19 protein-coding genes are annotated in these 20,324 nt (G+C 36.4%); 11 read left to right on the top strand and 8 right to left on the bottom strand.

What is annotated here, in order from left to right; translation table 11 throughout:
* The first annotated feature begins 30 nt into the window (after nucleotides 1–30).
* Complete coding sequence (locus ACKVQX_RS02235; RefSeq protein WP_068455276.1) at nucleotides 31–930, top strand: chemotaxis protein; 900 nt, start codon at nucleotides 31–33, stop codon at nucleotides 928–930.
* 73 nt (nucleotides 931–1,003) lie between these two features.
* Here the strand turns inward: ACKVQX_RS02235 and ACKVQX_RS02230 are convergent, their stop codons facing one another.
* Nucleotides 1,004–1,450 (bottom strand): YkyB family protein, encoded by a 447-nt coding sequence (locus ACKVQX_RS02230; protein ID WP_068455273.1) that lies wholly within the window; start codon nucleotides 1,448–1,450, stop codon nucleotides 1,004–1,006.
* 150 nt (nucleotides 1,451–1,600) lie between these two features.
* On the opposite strand from ACKVQX_RS02230, the gene ACKVQX_RS02225 reads away from it, so the two are divergent.
* From ACKVQX_RS02225 to ACKVQX_RS02190, 8 genes are all read left to right on the top strand, one after another.
* Nucleotides 1,601–3,136 (top strand): Ppx/GppA phosphatase family protein, encoded by a 1,536-nt coding sequence (locus tag ACKVQX_RS02225; protein ID WP_068455270.1) that lies wholly within the window; start codon nucleotides 1,601–1,603, stop codon nucleotides 3,134–3,136.
* 12 nt (nucleotides 3,137–3,148) lie between these two features.
* Nucleotides 3,149–5,254, top strand: a complete 2,106-nt coding sequence (locus ACKVQX_RS02220) for an RNA degradosome polyphosphate kinase (protein WP_068455267.1) — start codon at nucleotides 3,149–3,151, stop codon at nucleotides 5,252–5,254.
* Nucleotides 5,255–5,383: 129 nt separating this feature from the next.
* Nucleotides 5,384–6,154, top strand: a complete 771-nt coding sequence (fadH, locus tag ACKVQX_RS02215) for a 2,4-dienoyl-CoA reductase (RefSeq protein WP_068455264.1) — start codon at nucleotides 5,384–5,386, stop codon at nucleotides 6,152–6,154.
* 132 nt (nucleotides 6,155–6,286) lie between these two features.
* Complete coding sequence (gene cbpB / locus ACKVQX_RS02210; protein WP_068455261.1) at nucleotides 6,287–6,730, top strand: cyclic-di-AMP-binding protein CbpB; 444 nt, start codon at nucleotides 6,287–6,289, stop codon at nucleotides 6,728–6,730.
* Nucleotides 6,731–6,836: 106 nt separating this feature from the next.
* The gene (locus ACKVQX_RS02205; protein ID WP_068455258.1) at nucleotides 6,837–7,733 is read left to right on the top strand and encodes a LysR family transcriptional regulator; all 897 of its coding nucleotides are present in this window, start codon (nucleotides 6,837–6,839) and stop codon (nucleotides 7,731–7,733) included.
* Nucleotides 7,734–7,793: 60 nt separating this feature from the next.
* Nucleotides 7,794–8,507, top strand: coding sequence for a 2,3,4,5-tetrahydropyridine-2,6-dicarboxylate N-acetyltransferase (dapD, locus tag ACKVQX_RS02200; protein ID WP_068455255.1), 714 nt, complete (start codon nucleotides 7,794–7,796; stop codon nucleotides 8,505–8,507).
* 12 nt (nucleotides 8,508–8,519) lie between these two features.
* Nucleotides 8,520–9,647 (top strand): N-acetyldiaminopimelate deacetylase, encoded by a 1,128-nt coding sequence (locus tag ACKVQX_RS02195; RefSeq protein WP_368634221.1) that lies wholly within the window; start codon nucleotides 8,520–8,522, stop codon nucleotides 9,645–9,647.
* Between the two features lie 70 nt (nucleotides 9,648–9,717).
* On the top strand, nucleotides 9,718–10,236 hold the full coding sequence (locus ACKVQX_RS02190) for a restriction endonuclease (RefSeq protein WP_068455249.1): 519 nt from the start codon (nucleotides 9,718–9,720) through the stop codon (nucleotides 10,234–10,236).
* 64 nt (nucleotides 10,237–10,300) lie between these two features.
* On the opposite strand, the gene ACKVQX_RS02185 is transcribed toward ACKVQX_RS02190, so the two are convergent.
* From ACKVQX_RS02185 to ACKVQX_RS02155, 7 genes are all read right to left on the bottom strand, one after another.
* Nucleotides 10,301–11,521 (bottom strand): MFS transporter, encoded by a 1,221-nt coding sequence (locus ACKVQX_RS02185; RefSeq protein WP_068455247.1) that lies wholly within the window; start codon nucleotides 11,519–11,521, stop codon nucleotides 10,301–10,303.
* Nucleotides 11,522–11,707: 186 nt separating this feature from the next.
* Nucleotides 11,708–12,787, bottom strand: coding sequence for a PotD/PotF family extracellular solute-binding protein (locus ACKVQX_RS02180; protein WP_068455244.1), 1,080 nt, complete (start codon nucleotides 12,785–12,787; stop codon nucleotides 11,708–11,710).
* Nucleotides 12,787–13,578: an ABC transporter permease gene (locus ACKVQX_RS02175; RefSeq protein ID WP_068455242.1), complete on the bottom strand. Its 792-nt coding sequence runs from the start codon at nucleotides 13,576–13,578 to the stop codon at nucleotides 12,787–12,789. Before ACKVQX_RS02175 ends, ACKVQX_RS02180 begins: the two co-directional genes overlap by 1 nt.
* A complete protein-coding gene (locus tag ACKVQX_RS02170; protein ID WP_068455239.1) occupies nucleotides 13,562–14,383 on the bottom strand; it encodes an ABC transporter permease in 822 nt (273 codons plus the stop codon). The genes ACKVQX_RS02175 and ACKVQX_RS02170 overlap by 17 nt, the downstream gene beginning before the upstream one ends.
* The gene (locus ACKVQX_RS02165; protein WP_068455237.1) at nucleotides 14,373–15,479 is read right to left on the bottom strand and encodes an ABC transporter ATP-binding protein; all 1,107 of its coding nucleotides are present in this window, start codon (nucleotides 15,477–15,479) and stop codon (nucleotides 14,373–14,375) included. Before ACKVQX_RS02165 ends, ACKVQX_RS02170 begins: the two co-directional genes overlap by 11 nt.
* A 20-nt stretch (nucleotides 15,480–15,499) precedes the next feature.
* Nucleotides 15,500–16,042: a helix-turn-helix domain-containing protein gene (locus ACKVQX_RS02160; RefSeq protein ID WP_068455234.1), complete on the bottom strand. Its 543-nt coding sequence runs from the start codon at nucleotides 16,040–16,042 to the stop codon at nucleotides 15,500–15,502.
* 253 nt (nucleotides 16,043–16,295) lie between these two features.
* The gene (locus ACKVQX_RS02155) at nucleotides 16,296–16,961 is read right to left on the bottom strand and encodes a LytTR family DNA-binding domain-containing protein (protein ID WP_068455231.1); all 666 of its coding nucleotides are present in this window, start codon (nucleotides 16,959–16,961) and stop codon (nucleotides 16,296–16,298) included.
* A 230-nt stretch (nucleotides 16,962–17,191) separates the two neighbouring features.
* Between ACKVQX_RS02155 and aceA the strand changes: the two genes are divergently transcribed.
* Nucleotides 17,192–18,472 carry an isocitrate lyase gene (aceA, locus tag ACKVQX_RS02150; RefSeq protein ID WP_068455230.1) on the top strand — a complete coding sequence of 427 codons (1,281 nt, stop codon included), beginning with the start codon at nucleotides 17,192–17,194 and terminating at the stop codon, nucleotides 18,470–18,472.
* 98 nt (nucleotides 18,473–18,570) lie between these two features.
* Nucleotides 18,571–20,166: a malate synthase A gene (aceB, locus tag ACKVQX_RS02145; RefSeq protein ID WP_068455229.1), complete on the top strand. Its 1,596-nt coding sequence runs from the start codon at nucleotides 18,571–18,573 to the stop codon at nucleotides 20,164–20,166.
* The last annotated feature ends 158 nt before the right edge of the window (nucleotides 20,167–20,324 follow it).

The raw sequence follows: 20,324 nt of genomic DNA, 5'->3' as shown, positions 1-20,324 counted from the left end.
AATATTAACGCATATGGAGGACGAAAAAGCATGAACTCAAAAGGAATTTTATTAGAAAGTGGTACAAATGAACTGGAAATTGTTGAGTTTGAGGTCGGTTCAAATAAATTTGGAATCAATGTAATTAAAGTAAAAGAGATTATTCAGCCAATACCTGTCACATTCATTCCACATGCACATGAATATGTAGAAGGAATTATTCAATTGCGTGGGGAAGTGCTACCAGTTGTTGATATGAAGCGTGTACTGGGTCTAACGCACTCTGAGCGCAGCAATCAGCATAAATATATCGTCGCTGAATTTAATAAACAGCGTGTAGTATTCCATGTCGACAATGTTTCAATGATTCACCGTATTTCATGGGAACATATCGAGAAGCCATCAGATATGTATCAAAATGGTACCTCACAAGTCATTGGTGTGATCAAACGTGATGATGCAATGCTATTACTACTCGACTTTGAACGAATCATTTTAGAAATTAATCCTGAAACAGGTATTAATGTGAATTCGGTTAAAAAGTTAGGTGAGCGCAATCGCTCAGAAAAACGCATTCTAATTGCTGAAGATTCACCATTACTTCGTAAACTATTAAATGATACGATGCATGAAGCTGGATACGTAAATTTAGAATTCTTTGAAAATGGTAAAGATGCCTATGCATTTTTAGAAGCAACATCTGAAGCAGGAAATATTGAAGATACAATTCAGCTCGTTGTAACAGATATTGAAATGCCTCAAATGGATGGTCATCATTTAACGAAGAAAATCAAAGAAAATGCTAAATTAGCGCATGTACCTGTTATTATTTTCTCAAGTTTAATTACAGACGACTTGAAGCATAAAGGGGAACGAGTAGGTGCGAATGCACAAATTAGTAAACCTGAAATTGCAGAACTAATTCAATTTGTTGATCAATTTGTACTCTAATTAAAGAAAAGCGGACAATTCTTACGAAACATACATCTTAGTAGATGAATAAACGTAGGAACAGTCTGCTTTTTTAATGACCATAAAAGTAACTTGTACGATGCACATGTAAATTATTTTTCTTTTTAGCTGGTATGGTCGGCTTTGGATTTTCTATTTTCATATCCGTAAAAAGAATCAATATACTTTTTGCCTGCTTTAAACTCATACGGCAAGGTGGATTTCGGTATGTACGATCTAAATGTCCTAAATGAGGAAGTTCTTTAAAGTCATCTTTTTCGGGTAAAGTATGGAAGTAGTAATCCCCACATGCAATTAATACAGAAGATTGTTGTTGGCTATTGCGTGGACGTTCCACAAAGTGAAGTCCAATCTTCTTTGCTTGTTTTTGTTCGATTAGTTTTTGAATTGCTTGTTTTTTTAGCATATATAAAAAACGATTATCGGGTGCTGTTTTAGCATGTTTATTAATGGTGAAAATGGCTTGAGCAATTTGCATTGTATTATATTTTTCAACCATATATTGTCACCTTTCTTTCAAATAAAATGAATTCATCATGATATTGGTGGAATATTCTGACCATTAAAATTTATAATAAATATAAGTTATCATACCAACTATTAATCTATAAGTATAGAGGAAACGAAAAAATAAAAGGATGTGCTTCATATGACAAAACGAAAAAGAGCTGTAATTGATATTGGATCGAACACCATTCGCCTTGTTATTTATCAATATTCCAAAATAAGTGGTTTAAAAGAATTAATGAACATCAAATCTGTAGCGCGATTACGAAATGACATTACAGAAGAAGGTTATTTGAATGAACAAGGAATTCAAAAGTTACTGAATTTACTACATTCTTTTAAAGAAATGCTTATAGATTACGGAATTGAACATTATCGCGCGGTTGCTACTGCTTCTTTGCGTCAGTCTAAAAATAATCAAGAAATTATAAAAAAGATGTACGAGGAAACAGGGATACAAATCGAGTTACTATCTGAACAAGATGAAGCGTATTATGGCTATTTTGCAGTTGCCAATACGATTTCTACACCTTCAGCAGTCACGATTGATATAGGTGGGGGTAGTACAGAAATTACGTACTATGAACAAAAAGAATTAAAACATGCGATTAGTTTACCATTCGGTTCGGTTTCGTTAAAAAGACAGTTTATGCAAAGCGATACAATGACGAAAAGAGAACATGATGAAGTGTATCATTTTGCAAAACAACAATTCAAAGAAGTGACATGGTTGAACGATTTAAAAGTACCTGTTGTCGGCATTAGTGGAAGTGCGAGAAGTATGGCGAAAATGGATCAAAGTCGTAAGAACTATCCCCTAACAGGTGTTCACCAATATCGTATGTCGTTAGCTGATTTTAATGAGATTAATGATGAGATTTCATCGTTAACATATAACGAGTTAAAAAAGATGGATGAATTATCGGCAGATCGAGCTGATATTATTGGACCAGTAGCAGAAGTATTCCGTGCGCTTATGCATGTTGTCGATAGTCAAAAATTCCAACTAAGTCGAAAAGGTTTACGAGAAGGAATTGTTATTTCAGACATTTTAAAAGAATATCCTTTAGCATTTGACCGTACAGATGTCTTTCGTTCGAATGCTCGATACTTAGCATCAGAGTTTGGAAAGTCAGAAAATCAAATTTTACATCATGCGCGTATTGCTGAACTTATGTATCGAGAATTATGTCGTCATGAATTATGGGATTATTCTGAAGAAGAAATTTATATCTTAAATCAAGGTGCGAAAGTTTATATGATTGGTGAATATTTAGAACAAGATGCAGCAAGTCAGCATACCTTCTATTTATTATCAAACCGCTCAATTAATGGACTTAATCATAAAGAACGAGTTCGTTTAGCATTGCTTGCGTCGTATAAAAATAAAGACTCTTTTTATACGTATTTAAAACCGTTTGAAGACTGGTTTACAAAAGAAGAAGTGCAAATGCTCATTCGTTTAGGCGCTTTATTAAAGCTAATTTATGCACTCGATGCCTCTAAAAGAAGCATTGTTACAGATATTGTTATTGAAATTAATGAAGAAACACCTGAGGTATTAGATTTAGAAATTCAAACTAGAGGTTATCCATTAGCAGAAAAATATCAAGGAAATAAGCAAAAAAAGCATTTTGAACGTATCGTCAAAAAAGATGTTGTTTTACATTTTGTGTAGGAGGGATTTTAGATGACAGAAGAACAGTATAAAAAAATTGCTTCACCAGAATATTATAACAATCGTGAATTGAGCTGGCTTGCGTTTAACGAGCGGGTACTACAAGAGGCGGAAGACGAACGTAATCCGTTACTTGAACGTTTACGTTTTATCGCTATTTTTAGTTCAAATCTCGATGAATTCTATATGGTGCGTGTAGCGGGATTACAAGATCAAGTACGCGCAGGTTTTAATAAACCAGAAAACAAAGCTGGATTGACACCGAAAGAACAGTTAGCAGCAATTGAACAAAAAACAAAAGAGTTAGTCGATCGTCAAATGGAAGTCTATCATCAACTAACAAAAGAACTATTACCAAAAGAGAAAGTTTTTATTCATGAGATGAAAGATTTAGACGAAGAACAGTTGAGCTATGTAAAAGAATACTTTGAAGAAATTATTTTCCCAGTATTAACACCCATTGCAGTAGATGCATATCGACCATTCCCAACTTTACTAAGCAAAACACATAATTTACTTGTTATGTTAGAAGATCAACATGGCGGAAAAGAACAGCAGAAAAAAGTAGCAATTGTTCAGGTGCCTGCAGTGCTGGATCGTTTTATCTGTTTACCAAAACGCAATGGTAAAATGGAGGTTATCTTAATTGAAGAAGTGATTATGCACAATATTGATATTTTATTTAAAGGGTTTAAAGTACAATCTGTGCAATCATTCCGGCTAACACGTAATGCTGATTTGACGATTCACGAAGAAGGTGCACGCGACCTATTGACGGAAATCGAAAAAGAATTAAAAAAGCGTAAGTGGGGAAGTGTTTCTCGTGTTGAAGTGCGCAAAGGAGAAATGCAAGAGAATGTATTACAATTCTTAATACGCGAATTGGATGACTGGGATGCACAAGTTTTTAATATTAAGGGACCTTTAGATTTAACGTATCTATTTTCGTTTTGTAAAGTAGTGGGTGATTTACGAGAAGATTTACAATATGAAAGTTTTATCCCACAACCACCACAGGATGTAAGTTCAGACGATAATATTTTTGAAAAAGCATTAAAGCAAGATTTATTTTTCCATCATCCATACGAATCGTTTTCACCAATCGTTGATTTCGTAACAGAGGCAGCAAAAGACCCAAATGTGTTAGCTATTAAACAAACATTGTATCGTGTAAGTGGCAATTCACCTGTCATCCAAGCATTAAAGTTAGCCGCTGAGAATGGTAAGCAAGTGACTGTATTAGTTGAGTTAAAAGCGCGCTTTGATGAAGAAAATAACGTACTTTGGGCGAAACAATTAGAACAAGCAGGATGTTTAGTTATTTATGGTATGCATAATTTAAAAACACATTCGAAAATAACACTCGTTGTTCGAAAACGTCAAGGACGAATTGAACGTTTTATTCATTTAGGTACAGGTAATTACAATGATGCAACAGCTAAAATCTACACGGATATGGGAATTATTACGACGAAGAAAAAACTTGGTATTGATGCGACAAACTTCTTTAACTATTTAAGTGGTTATACAGAAAAACCACATTATCATCATTTGGTCGTATCACCATTCGATATTCGAGAAGAATTCATTCGTTTGATTGATTTAGAAATTGAATATCATAAAAAACATGGAAATGGACGCATCTACGCAAAGATGAATTCATTAACCGATAAAGATTTAATTATGAAAATGTATGAAGCGTCAATTGCAGGTGTTCAAGTACATCTCATCATTCGTGGTATTTGCTGCTTACAACCAGGAATTAAAGGTGTAAGTGAAAATATTACAGTGATTAGTATTGTAGGACGTTTCTTAGAACATTCTCGTATTTATTGGTTCCATCATAATGGTGAAAATAAAATCTATTTATCTTCAGCAGATATGATGACACGTAATATGATTAAGCGTGTTGAAATTCTGTTCCCAATATTTGATACAGGGATTAAAAAGCGGATTATGCACGTGGTAAAACTCCAATTGCAAGATAATAGTAAGGCACGTGTATTAGAAGCTGATGGACAATATCGTTACAAAAAGATAGATGAAAAAACGGAGATTATTGACAGTCAGTTAATTCAAGAGCGAGATGCTAATAAAGTATTAAGTGATGAAGAATAGAAAAAAAGCGTATGAAAGAAGGAGATTCCTCTTATCATACGCTTTTTCTTTGTGTGAAAAGTATATGATATGTTAAAATAAGTAAAAATGAATGGTTATTCACTTTTAAATCAGAAGGGGGAAAATAATATGTTAGCAGGTCAGGTAATTATTGTTACAGGCGGATCAAATGGGATGGGGAAATACATGGCGAAGAATTTTGCCGAGCAAGGTGCACATGTAGTGATTACAGGACGTGATCAAGAAAGATTATATGCTGCACAGCGCGAACTACAGCAAACAGCAATGGGAGAAATTGCAGTATTTCAAATGGACGTTCGTGTAGTAGAGCATGTAGATGCAATGGTGAAATATGTTCATGATAAATTTGGTACCATCACACGACTTGTAAATAATGCAGCTGGAAATTTTATTGTACGTGCAGAAGACTTATCTCCAAATGGTTGGAAATCTGTCATTGATATTGTTTTAAATGGAACTTTTTATTGTTCTCAAGCTGTAGGGAAGTATTGGATTGAACATCAAATTAAAGGAGCCATTTTAAATATGGTGGCAACTTACGCTTGGCAAGCAGGAGCTGGTGTTGTCCATTCAGCAGCTGCAAAAGCAGGGGTACTGTCTTTAACACGCACATTAGCAGTTGAATGGGGAAGTGCTTATGGTATTCGTGTGAATGCTATTGCACCTGGTCCGATCGACCGAACAGGAGGAGCAGAGAAATTATGGGAATCGGAAGAAGCAGCTAAACGTACATTACAGTCTGTACCACTTCATCGCTTAGGGCAACCAGAAGAAATTGCAGATTTAGCGGCATTTATTTTATCGGACAAAGCCGCGTATATGAATGGTGAATGTGTGACACTAGATGGTGGACAGTGGTTAAACTCACATCCATTTTAAAAGGTTGATACCGCTTACATCCTTGTCATGTTGAGTATTTTCGAGTTATGCATAGTATTCTCAATTCATTTTATGTTATGATAAAAAGAGGTGAAGTACTCTATTTTTTAAATAGAAAAGGAGTAGAATTCTATGATTTCCACGAACAGCAAAGAATTGCTCGAAATGCCAATTCATGATTTTATTATACCAGCTGAGAAAGTAGCGCACGTTCAAATTGGTAATAATGCAGAGCATGCTTTATTAGTATTAACAAAAACAGGATATTCTTCGATTCCTGTACTCGACTCAAGCTATCGTTTTCATGGTCTAATTAGTATTCGTATGATCATGGATTCAGTCTTAGGCTTAGAACGAATTGAATATGAAAATTTAGAAGTGTCGAATGTCACAGAGATTATGGATCGAGACATTGCTACATTGAATATTAATGATAATTTTAAGCGAGCTTTAGATTTAGTAATTAATCATGCCTTCTTGTGTGTAATTGATGATGAAGGTACATTTGTTGGGATTATGACACGTCGTGTAATTTTAAAACAGTTAAAAAAATATGTATATCAACCAAAATCATAATCATTTTGGCTGAATTAAAAGGAACTGTCTTAAGAGAACGGATGAGACAGGTCCTTTTATTATTTTGAACTACATACATTTTGAATACGTATATGGAGGTGTTCGCATGACAACATCTGAAGCACAAATTTTAAAGATTTTAGCTGAAGAAGGAAATATGAGAAAAGCAGCAGAACGCCTATTTTTATCGCAACCAGCACTTTCACAACGCTTACAATCAATTGAAAAAGATTGGGGAACGCAGCTTTTTTTACGTTCACAAAAAGGTTTAACACCTACCCCGTCTGGTGAACTTGTTATTCAATATGCGAATGAGATGGCTACTAGACGAGAAGAAGTGTATGAACAACTACAGTCGTTAACACAAAAAGTACATGGAACATTGAAAATTGCATGTGCTTCAATTGTTGGTCACACATGGTTGCCACAAGTATTAAAAGAGTTCGTACAAAAATATCCAGATGCGAAAATTTCGCTCATGACAGGCTGGTCATCTGAAATTGTCAAAGCGCTATATGATGGTGAAGCACATATTGGGATTGTACGTGGGCATTCTGATTGGAAAGGCCGAAAAACACATTTATTTAGAGATACAATGTACTTAGTAGATAAAGAAATTAAATCACTGGATGAGGTATTTGAGACTGAACGACCTTTTATTCAATTCAAAAGTGATTCGAATTATTATCAAGAAATTCAACAATGGTGGCAACGACAATTTTCTTCAAGTCCAAAGCATCAAATCACAGTTGACCAAATCGAAACGTGTAAGCAGATGGCATTGAATGGTATTGGCTATGCGATTTTACCATCTATTACATTGACAGGCGAAGAAGATGTCAATCGAATCAACCTCGTCAGTGATGATGAAAAATTTGCACTAACACGTGATACATGGTTGATTGGATATGATTCGAGTTTTGAGCTCCGTCAAGTAGCAGCTTTTGTTGAAATTGTGCAACAACATGCAGAATGTTTGTATGATTATTCAAAAAATAAGTGAAATTTTTTGAATAATCGGTTACAATTAGTGCATCTTTTTTTCAATAGGAGGAAATGCACAATGAAAAAGTTAAACGCACAAGAAATTATCGCTTACTTAGCAAATGCCAAAAAAACAACACCAGTTAAAGTTTATGTAAAAGGTACAAATGTGTCTTCATTAGACTTTGGTACAGATAGTAAAGTATTTGGTGAAGGTAATTCCGTAGTTGTATTTGGTGACTGGTCACAAATTGAACAAGCAATCAACGCACATGAGGCACAGATTGAAGATTACGTAATCGAGCAAGACCGACGTAACTCAGCTGTGCCTTTATTAGATACAAAAGCGATTAATGCACGTATCGAACCAGGCGCACTTATTCGAGATCAAGTTACAATTGGTGATAACGCAGTAATCATGATGGGTAGTGTTATTAATATTGGTGCGGAAATTGGCGCACGTACGATGATTGATATGAATGTTGTATTGGGTGGTCGTGCAACAGTGGGAGAAGATTGCCATATTGGAGCAGGTGCCGTTTTAGCAGGTGTGATTGAACCCCCAAGTGCTGACCCTGTAGTAGTTGAAAATAATGTAATGATTGGTGCAAATGCAGTTCTTCTAGAAGGAGTACGAGTAGGAGAAGGTGCAGTAATTGCAGCAGGTGCTGTCGTAACAAAAGATGTTGAACCTTATACAGTAGTTGCAGGTATTCCAGCACGTGAAATTAAAAAAATTGATGAAAAAACAAAATCAAAAACAGAAATTATGCAAGATTTAAGAAAAATATAAGAGGTGAATGGTGTGAAGTCTTTTATTGAAGTTCGAAGGGATTTACATAGAATTCCGGAGATTGGTTTTCAAGAGTTTAAGACGCAACAATATTTACTCGATACAATTACATCGTTTATAAAGCCCTATATGCGTATCATAAAATGGCGAACGGGTTTTATTTTAGTTATTGAAGGTATTAATCCTCGTTTGCAATTAGGATGGAGAACAGATTTAGATGGTTTGCCTGTTCAAGAACAAACTAATTTATCATACGCTTCTGAACATGAGGGTTTCATGCATGCATGTGGACATGACTTCCATATGACGATTGCGCTAGGGCTTGCGAAACGATTTGCGGATGTTCAACCAGAACATACGATATTATTATACTTCCAACCTGCTGAAGAAGGCCCTGGAGGCGCAGAGCCTATGTTAGAGTGGGTGAAGGCAGAACATCCAGAGCTACTTCCGGATTATATGTTTGCATGTCACATCGCACCAGAGTATCCTGTTGGAACTGTTGCAACACGACCTGGTATGTTATTTGCAAATACATCTGAACTTTTTATTGATTTAAAAGGACTAGGTGGACACGCAGCATTTCCGCACCATACAAAAGATATGACTGTTGCAGCTGCATCGCTTATTATGCAACTACAGACGATTGTCAGTCGTAATATCAATCCATTAGAAGGTTCTGTTATTACAGTTGGTAAAATGACTTCTGGCACCGTACAAAACGTTATTTCAGATGCTGCACGTTTGGAAGGAACAATCCGTACAGTAACAGCTAAGAGTATGGCGCAAATAAAAAAACGTATTCAAACATTGTGTGAGGCTACTGCCCTTGCATTTGAATGTGATGTGACGATTGACTATGGTTCAATGTATTATCAAGTGTACAATGATGCACACTGTGCGACATCGCTTCTTCAATATGCAGATTCTGTAGAAGGTATGACAGCGTACGAATGCCCACCAGCGATGACTGGGGAGGACTTTGGTTTCTTTTTAAAAGAGATTCCGGGCGCGATGTTTTGGGCTGGGGCGAATACCCCTTATGGACTACACCATGCGAAAATATCACCCGATGAAAATCTCATCGAACAAAATATTTTATTTGTAGAAGGATTTCTTCGACAATTCCACTTGAAATAAATAAAACACTTGTTCTCTTTTGCTACTTTCTGTATGATAAAACAGATTACGTAAATAAAGGAGTACACAGATGAACCAATTAATTGAATATATCGTATGGGGTGCCATCGCGGTTGGGATTCTTTTATTCCTTTCGATATTGATTCGCTTTATTCAAGAAAGAAAAAGAAGAAAATCCTATGAACGATTAATGCAGACGACACAAATTCGTGATGTCGATGAAATGGACGGATATGTTTTTGAGGACTTTTTAGCACATGTATTTGAAGACTTAGGTTACAAAGCAGTTGCAACGCAGCGCTCTAATGATTTTGGGGCAGATGTCATGTTACAACATGATGAAGGGAAAATTGTGATTCAAGCAAAGCGTTATCAAGATAAAGTTGGTTTAAAAGCAGTACAAGAAATTTATGCAGCACAGGCTTTTTATGAAGCAAATGAAGCATGGGTGATTACGAATAATTATTACACACAGGCCGCAAAGCAATTAGCTACTGCTTGTCATGTGACACTCATGAATCGAGAAGATCTCATTGATTTATTAAAAGAACGTAAAAAAGTTATGAAGTCTTCAAGGCGTGCATCTTGATTTACACAACACAATATAAGTACGAAAAAAGAATCGCGTGATAAGTTACGCGATTCTTTTTTGTTTATGCTTTTGTATCCAAGTCGATATTCGGTTGTTGATGTACAGGTCTTTGAATGGGATTTCGCTTTTGCCATACATAGGTGATCACGAAGCAAATCATGAGAACGGCACCACCTACGATGAATGGAATCGACATATTAATATCGAATAATGTACCTGCAATTGCGGGTCCAATCATATTCCCAAGAGACATATAGGAGTTGTTCATACCAGAAGCAAAACCTTGTTCTTTCCCAGCAGCATAGGAAATGAGTGTATTGACTGCTGGACGAATAAGAATAGCCGCTGTTTGGAAAATTGTTGCAACAACTAGGATAAGGAAGAATCCACTAATGTAAATCATACAAACTGTAAAGATTGATGCGATAACGAGACTGAACAGAATAATGCGCATCTCACCAAAACGTTTGAACAGCTTGTCTAATAATAGTCCCTGAACAATAACACCGATGAAGCCACCAACAGTTAAGACAATGGCAATTTGATTCGGTGTGAAGTCAAATTTATACGTTAAAAATAGTGACATAGAAGATTGGAAGTTTGCGATACCAAATGTGAAGATGAAAACAACTAATAGTAGAACAAAATAAGGTGTAGTGAAAGAAGTTTTCATGTCTTTTAAAATATTACCACTACCTGTACTTTTCGCACCTTTTGCTACGACTGGTTTTGTTGCAGGAAGCAAGAACATCGTTAAAATACCTGCTAAAATAGCTGCAGCACCAGCGAAATAGAATGGGAAGTGTAAATTAATATTGGACAATAAACCACCTAGACCGGGTCCAATTGTAAAACCAAGCGAAATAGCTGCGCCAATTAGTCCCATCGCTTTCCCACGTTGTTTCCCAGTTGTAATGTCTGCTACATATGCCATGATGGGTGGTGTGATGAAGGCAGAACCCACACCTGTTAAAAAGCGGAAGATATAGAGTTCGTAAAGATGGCTCGCGACACCGAATAAAGTCATGAACGTACCATTAATCAGTAGCCCGATTACGATGAGTTTTTTTCGACCAAAACGGTCAGAGAGAGATCCAGCGAGTGGAGAGAAGATGAATTGTGCAAGTGCGATACTGGCGATTAAAAAACCAAGTACAGCGCCTTGTCCTCCAAAGCCTTGTAAATAATGTGGCATGATGGGAATAATTAATCCGATACCACTCATGGAAATAAACATGTTGAACATTAAGAGTGCGAGTGCTAATTTTACTTTCTTTTCCATAAAAGGCTCCTTTGTTGAGTATTTCGTATAGCTAAATAATAACGGCTATAGTATAGAATCGCAATGAAAAAAATCTACTTCTTTTGACTGAAACAACCTTACTTGTAGTATTCCTTTTTATAAGGAGAACAACCATGTTGAAACATCAAAAAAACTGTAGATGAAACGAATTCATCTACAGTCCATTTATTCATTAATTGCCATTTTAAATTTCAGGAATAATTCATTGTATTCCCCGATTTTTTCAAGGCCAAGGTTTTTATAAACATGTAAGTTTTCGCGTGTTTCTTTCGAAGGGTAGTAACGTTCGTCGTTTACTACTTCTTCATCAAGCAGAGAAAGAGCCGCTTTATTTGGTGTTGAGTAACCGACATAATCTGCATTTTGGGCTGCATTTTCAGGTTCTAACATGAAGTTAATGAATTTATGTGCGCCCTCTACGTTTTTAGACGTTTTTGGAATGACCATATTATCAAACCATAAGTTTGAACCTTCGCTTGGCACTGTGTATGTTAAATCTTCGTTCTCATACATCATATCTGCTGCTTGTCCAGACCATGTTAGCGCGACCATCGCATCTTCATTAATCATCAGCTGTGTTACTTCATCACCGATAATTGCTTTGACGTTCGGTCCCATCTTAATTAGCTTGTCTGTTGCAGCATTTAACTCTTTTGAATCTGTTGAGTTCAGTGACTTACCCATACTGTTCAATCCCATACCAAGCACTTCACGCGCACTATCTACTAAGACTACTTTACCTTTTAAAGAAGGATCCCATAAATCATCCCAACGTTCGAATTTATATTTGTCGCCTAATAATTTAGGGTTATAAACAATCCCAACTGTTCCCCAGAAATAAGGAATTGAATATTGGTTTTTTGGATCGAATGGTAAATCTAAAAAGTCTTTATCAATATTTTTTAAATTCGGAATGTCTTTATGATTAACAGGTAATAATAGATTTTTTTCTTTCATTTGTTCGATTGTGTATTCAGATGGAACGGCGATATCGTAGTTTGTTCCGCCTTGTTCAATCTTTGTCATCATCGCTTCATTTGAATCGAATGTTTCATAAACGACGTGAATACCTGTCTCTTTTTCAAACTTTTTAAGTAGGGCAGGGTCGATATATTCGCCCCAGTTATAAACTGTTAAAACTTTTTTGCCTGATACACCAGATGATTGGCTCAGCGAATGTACCGCATAGAATAAGATACCGCAAACAGCGAGTAGGGCAATACTAATGCGTATAAGTGATTTCATTAATTACGCACCCCCGTTTTTTTACGTGTCGTAATAAAGTGATAGCCAAGTACAAGAATAATTGTGACAAAGAATACTAAACCTGAAATCGCATTAACTGTTAGTGATACACCAGCACGTGCCATTGAATAAATCTCAACAGATAATGTACTGAAACCATTACCCGTAACGAAGAACGTAACAGCGAAATCATCTAATGAGTAAGTTAAAGCCATGAAGAAACCAGCAAAAATACCTGGTTTAATAAATGGAATGATGACACGCGTTAAAATATCACGTTGTGAAGCACCTAAATCACGTGCAGCATCAATTAATGAACTGCTCATCTCTTGTAGTTTTGGTAATACCATAATAACAACGATTGGAATACTAAAGGCAATATGACTTAATACTACCGACATAAAGCCGAGTTTCACACCCACAATTGTAAAGAGAATTAAGAATGAAGCACCGATAATAACGTCAGGGCTTACGATTAATACATTATTCATTGATAAGACTGTATTACGTAATTTACGATTACGCATGGATGAAATACCGATTGCACCAAGTGTTCCGATGAATGTCGAAATGAGTGCTGAGAGTAAAGCTACAATGATTGTATTCATTAAAATAATGAGTAGACGATCATCTTCAAAAACCGCTTTATAATGTTCCAATGTGAATGATTTGAAGTTTACCATCGAACCACCACTGTTGAAAGAGTAGAAGATTAGGAAAAAGATGGGTGCGTATAAAACGACCATGACAAGTGCTAAATAGACTTTAGAACCTTTACTTAGTCTTTCCATTTTGTGTCTCTCCCTTCTCTTTAGAACCTGTTAGGAACATGATGATAAACATAACGATGATTAGGAATACAGCAATGGTTGAACCCATTCCCCAGTTTTGCGCAACTAAGAATTGTTGTTCAATCGCTGTACCAAGTGTAATGACTTTGTTACCTGCGATTAAGCGAGTAATCATGAATAGTGATAGCGCTGGGATAAATACAGCTTGCACACCTGCTTTAATACCATTCATTGTTAATGGAATAATGACGCGACGGAATGTTGTAATGCGTGAAGCACCTAAGTCACGTGCAGCATCAATTAGTGCAGGATTTAATTTATCCAGTGCATTAAAAATAGGTAAAATCATAAATGGAATAAAGATATAAACAGATACAAAGATGAAACTGAAATTCGTGAATAGAATTTGCTGTTCACCAATACCAATTGCAGCTAAGAAAGCATTAATCGGACCTTTGTTACCAAAAATACCAATGAATGCATATGTTTTTAATAATAAGTTCACCCATGAAGGGATAATAATTAAGATTAACCATAACTGTTTATGTTTTAATTTTGTAATTAAATAAGCAGCAGGGTATGAAACGAGTAATGAGAATAAAGTAATTAAGAACGCATACCAGAACGAACTTAATGTCATCTCAAAATAGACACTCGTAAAGAAGTTTTTATAGTTTTCAAGTGTAAAATGACCATCTAAATCGAGCATTGAGTAGTACAGTACGAGTAAGATTGGTGCGACAACGAATAGTACAACCCATGCATAGTAAGGGATAAGAGAGAAAACTCCGCCCTTATTTTTCATCGTGGTCATCTCCGTATGATTCTAAACGTTTATCGAAATCTTCTTCAGATTCATTTAAACGCATGATGTGAATTGATTCTGGATCGAAATCTAAACCGATTTTTGCACCAACATCGGCTTTTTTCAGTGAATGAACAAGCCATTCATTACCAGCTTCATCAAATGTAGAAAGTTCATAGTGTACGCCGCGGAATAATTGCGAATCGACTGTTACAACAAGTTTTCCTTGTTCGACAGTTGTTAATTCTAAATCTTCCGGACGAATAACCACATCTACTTTTTCATTTGGGTTTAAACCTTGGTCAACACATTCAAATTCTTGACCGTTCATATTAACAACAAAATCGCGTACCATGATGCCAGAAATAATATTTGATTCGCCGATAAAGTCAGCTACAAAGCGATTAATTGGTTCATCATAAATATCAACTGGTGTCCCGCTTTGTTGAATATTTCCTTCATTTAAAACAAAGATTTCATCACTCATCGCAAGTGCTTCCTCTTGGTCATGTGTTACAAAGATGAATGTCTTGCCTAAACGTTGTTGTAATTCGCGTAATTCGTATTGCATCTCAGTACGAAGCTTTAAATCAAGAGCAGATAGTGGTTCATCTAATAAGATAATTTCAGGATCATTAACAATCGCGCGTGCAATCGCAACACGTTGACGTTGACCCCCTGACATCTCTTGAATTTCGCGTTTACCGTACCCTGCAAGGTTGACGAATTTTAATGCTTCTTCAACGCGGCGTGTAATTTCAGCGTTATTTACCTTTTGAATACGTAAACCAAAAGCAACATTCTCAAAAACATTTAAATGTGGAAATAGTGCATAGTCTTGAAAGACCGTATTTACTTGGCGTTCATTAGCAGGCACTTTATTAATGTTCTTTCCATTAAATAAAATTTCACCTTGTGATGGTTCCATAAAACCAGCGATTAAACGTAAAATCGTCGTTTTACCACAACCTGATGGTCCAAGTAAAGTGTAGAATTTTCCTCTTTCAAGTTCAAAGTTGACGCCCTTTAACACCTGTGTACCGTCGCTGTACGACTTTGACACGTTGTTAAACGAGATAATAATATTTTCTGACATGATGTACTAGGCCTCCTAAGCTACAAATAAGATTCTGTTGCGACTAACAGTAGTTGAGTTCTCCCTGCAAATGCATTTAAGATTTGATGTGAGTCAATTGCTTCATAATAAACAGAATCACCTGCAGTAGCAATAAATTCCTCTGTTCCTAATACGATACGGACACGTCCCTCTAATACATAGATAAAGGTTTCAGACGGGGAAGGTTCAAATTGTTTGAACTCCCCTTTTTCCTCGAAGGTTAGGATGACAGGTTCAATTTCTTTTTCATTTGATGTGGGGATTAACCACTGAAGTTTGTATTTTTTTTCTTCGTCTGTATAGACGGTTTGGTCTTCAGTTGTATAAACAACTTTTTGATCATCGGTTTCATCGTCGAAAAATTCTTTTGGTGTAGAACCAAGAACTTCTAATAAATTGAATAAAGTTTCAATGGAAGGGGAGTTGAGGTCACGCTCTAATTGTGAAATATAGCCTTTTGTTAAATCGGTACGTTCACCTAGTTCCTCTTGTGTGAGTTCCTTCCTTAAACGTAATCGTTTAATTTTTTTGCCGATTTGCATAAATATTCTCCTCGATCAAGTTTACTTTTGGTAAACTTACAGATTTGAAAGTATTGTTAAAGTAAACTTCAAGTTTACTCAAACGATATCCATTATTACAAAAATACGTTGATATTTCAAGTCATTTTTATAAAAAAGTATCTTCTTTCTATATAAATTAGAAAAGCTAGTCACAACGCTATTTCAAATACAATTAGCGTTATGGCTAGCTCTTTTTATTCAAGTTCATTTAAATAACTTCCTATTAATATATTTAAAATTCTAAAGCCTTTCTTAAATCCGTTACATAAGACTGTGAGACAGGTAATTGTTTTCCATCTTTCATAACAATTAATAAGTTCGAGGCAAAGTCACGTGTGATTTTTGAGATATTTCGAATATTGATAATGTACGATCGATGAATACGAATAAAATATTCAGGTAGGCGATTCGCTAAATCTTTCATCGTTAATGAAATTTGAAATAGTTCATTTTGCTGGTAACACCAATTTTTCTTATTTAAGCTTTCAAAGAATGAAACGTCTTCGATTGGAATTGGCTGCCATTCGTCTTCATTTCGACCTGTAATAAAGTAAAGTGGTTTTTCTTTCTTTCGACTTGGTAGAACGATGAGAAGCACGCCCTTTTTCTCGCGCACGGTAATAGGATAACCAATGCCATGATAGCTCCCACTTCCATAAGGATTATCAATCGTTTGTTCCACTTTGCGACCGCTTTCATAAACGAGCTGTGCAATACTCGTTGGTGCAATGGATTGTCCGATTGAAATTTGAATATCGACTTGTTGAGGTGCATAATAAACGTAGTTATTTTCTACAGCAATGGCAATTGTTGCCTCTTGCGGGGTCCAATCTTGTAATAAGGATGTGTACTGTACTATAACATCCTCTGCTAAATCCCTGTAAATTGACTCAATCATTCAAATCATCCTCCTAGTTTAACCTTGCTTTATCCAGCTATATCTTGTTCTATCCTAGAAAAACCATCTTTCGTCTGAAAATCAATACAAGTAAATCATGTTGTTATATAGTAGTCTATAACAACGGTAGCTGTTATGCAACAAATAAATTGGAAAAAACAGGGGTGTATTTTCTGATAGCGTCAAATGTTATCGTTTTACTACTACTTAAATAAAGGGAGATGGATGAAATGACACAACAAGAACAAATTAAAGCTTTAGAAGAAAAATGGGCACAAGATGGCCGCTGGTTAGGAATCGAACGTCCTTATTCAGCAGAAGAAGTTTTAAAGTTACGTGGATCAATTGAAATCGAACATACACTTGCTAAACGCGGTGCTGCTCGCCTTTGGAAATCTTTACACGAAGAAGATTTCATTAACGCACTAGGTGCATTAACAGGTAACCAAGCAATGCAACAAGTGAAAGCAGGTTTAAAAGCAATCTATTTAAGTGGTTGGCAAGTAGCGGCAGACGCAAATATCGCTGGACAAATGTACCCAGACCAATCTTTATACCCAGCAAACTCTGTACCGCAAGTAGTAAAACGCATTAATCAAGCACTACAACGTGCTGACCAAATCGACCATGCAGAAGGTCGTAACGACGGTTTCGACTGGTTCGCACCAATCGTAGCTGACGCTGAAGCAGGTTTCGGTGGTCCGTTAAACGTATTCGAATTAATCAAAGGTATGATTGAAGCGGGTGCTGCAGGCGTTCACTTAGAAGACCAATTAGCTTCTGAGAAAAAATGTGGTCACTTAGGTGGTAAAGTATTACTTCCAACTCAAAATGCAATCCGTAACTTAATCGCAGCTCGTTTAGCAGCAGACGTACAAGGTGTTGATACAATCATCATCGCTCGTACAGATGCAGACGCAGCAGATATGGTAACAAGCGATATCGACCCACGTGATGCAGACTTCATCACTGGCGAACGTACACCAGAAGGTTTCTTCCGTACAAAACCAGGTATCGATCAAGCAATCGCTCGTGGTTTAGCTTACGCACCGTATGCTGATCTTGTATGGTGTGAAACATCTAAACCAGACCTAGAGGAAGCGCGTAAATTCGCAGGTGCAATTCACGCAAAATTCCCTGGTAAAATGCTTGCTTATAACTGTTCACCATCATTCAACTGGGAAGCGAACCTTGATGAAGAAACAATTGCTCAATACCAAGTTGAATTAGGTAAAATGGGTTACAAATTCCAATTCGTAACATTAGCTGGTTTCCATGCATTAAACCACAGCATGTTCAAATTAGCGCATGACTACCGCGATAACGGTATGGCTGCATACTCTAAATTACAACAAGCTGAGTTCGCTGATGAAACTTTAGGCTACACAGCTACAAAACACCAACGTGAAGTAGGTACAGGTTACTTCGATGAAGTATCACAAGTAATCTCTGGTGGTACATCTTCTACAACAGCTATGAAGGGCTCAACTGAAACAGCTCAATTCATTTAATAAACAACTCAAAAGAGCTATGGGATTTATGACAATAGTAAATCGCTTACAACCATAGCTCTTTTCTAAAATTAATGAAAAACTGGGAGGAAGAGAATATGCAACAGACATCCGCAAACATTCGTGTTTTAGGGCCACAAGACGAAGTAACAAAAGAAATCTTAACACCTGAAGCACTGCAATTTATTGCATCACTTCAAGTGAAATTCAATGACCGTCGTTTAGCCCTATTAGAAGCACGTCAAGAACGTCAACGTGAGTTAGATAACGGTGGCACATTAGATTTCTTAGAAGAAACAAAAGAAATTCGTGAATCGGATTGGACAATTGCACCTTTACCAGCTGATTTACAAGACCGTCGTGTTGAAATTACAGGCCCTGTTGATCGTAAAATGGTTATCAATGCTTTGAATTCAGGCGCAAAAATGTTCATGGCTTGTTTTGAAGATGCTACTTCACCAACATGGGAGAACATGATTCATGGACAAAAGAATATGAAAGATGCTATCGCTAAAACAATCTCATTTGAGAATCCAGCGAATGGTAAAAAATATGCTTTAAAAGAAGAAACAGCTACATTACTTGTACGTCCACGTGGTTTACACATGAACGAAAAGCATGTAGAAGTGGATGGTTCACCAATGTCTGCTAGCTTCTTTGACTTCGGTCTATATTTCTTCCACAATGCAAAAGCTGCATTAGAGCGTGGAACAGGTCCATATTTCTACTTACCAAAGTTAGAAAGTTACTTAGAAGCACGATTATGGAATGATGTATTCAACTATGCAGAAGAAACATTTGATTTACCGCATGGCACAATCAAAGCAACTGTATTAATTGAAACAATTACAGCAGCATTCCAAATGGATGAAATTCTTTATGAACTACGTGACCACTCTGCTGGTTTAAACTGTGGACGTTGGGATTACATCTTTAGTTATATCAAGCGTCTACGCAATAAAGGTGAAGTGATTTTACCAGACCGCGGTCAGGTAACGATGACATCACCATTTATGAGAGCGTATTCAACGCTATGTATTAAAACATGTCATAAGCGTAATGCACCTGCAATGGGTGGTATGGCTGCACAAATTCCAATTAAAAATGATCCAGAAGCTAACGAAGCTGCATTCCAAAAAGTGCGTGAAGATAAGCGTCGTGAAGCAACAGATGGTCATGATGGTACATGGGTAGCGCATCCTGATTTAGTTGCTGTTGCGATGGAACAATTTGATGAGCATATGCCAACACCGAACCAAATCGACCGTAAACGTGACGATGTTCATGTAACAGCGGCTGATTTATTAGAAGTGCCAATTGGAACGATTACAGAAGAAGGTCTGCGCATGAACTGTAGCGTAGGTGTTCAGTACATCGCCTCTTGGTTACGTGGAAACGGTGCTGCACCAATCAACCACCTGATGGAAGATGCAGCAACAGCAGAAATTTCACGTACACAAATTTGGCAATGGATTCGCCATGCAGACGGTAAGCTTGTAACTGGCGAAGATATTACAGCTGAATTATTCAAACAGATCTTAGCTGAGGAACTAGATGTTTTAAAAGAGCAATTTGGCGAAGAACAATATAATGCTGGTAAATTTAATGAAGCAGCAGAAATTTTTACAGACTTAATCTTACAAGATGAGTTTGAAGAGTTCCTAACAACTTCAAGTTATAAAAAAATAGCTTAATTCATACATTAATCTAACACTAAAAAACAGCTGACCCTGAAATGATTCTTATATAGCGTGTTCTTTTAGATTAATGTCACCCTAACAACACGCTATATGTATATAATGATTGCGATGAAAAAACTACGAATTTTTTGAGCTACGCCTCACCAACGTGG

The sequence above is a fragment of the Kurthia sp. ISK08 genome (assembly GCF_046159805.1).
Lineage (GTDB): Bacteria > Bacillota > Bacilli > Bacillales_A > Planococcaceae > Kurthia > Kurthia gibsonii.
This window is presented reverse-complemented; position numbering and strand designations above follow the sequence as displayed.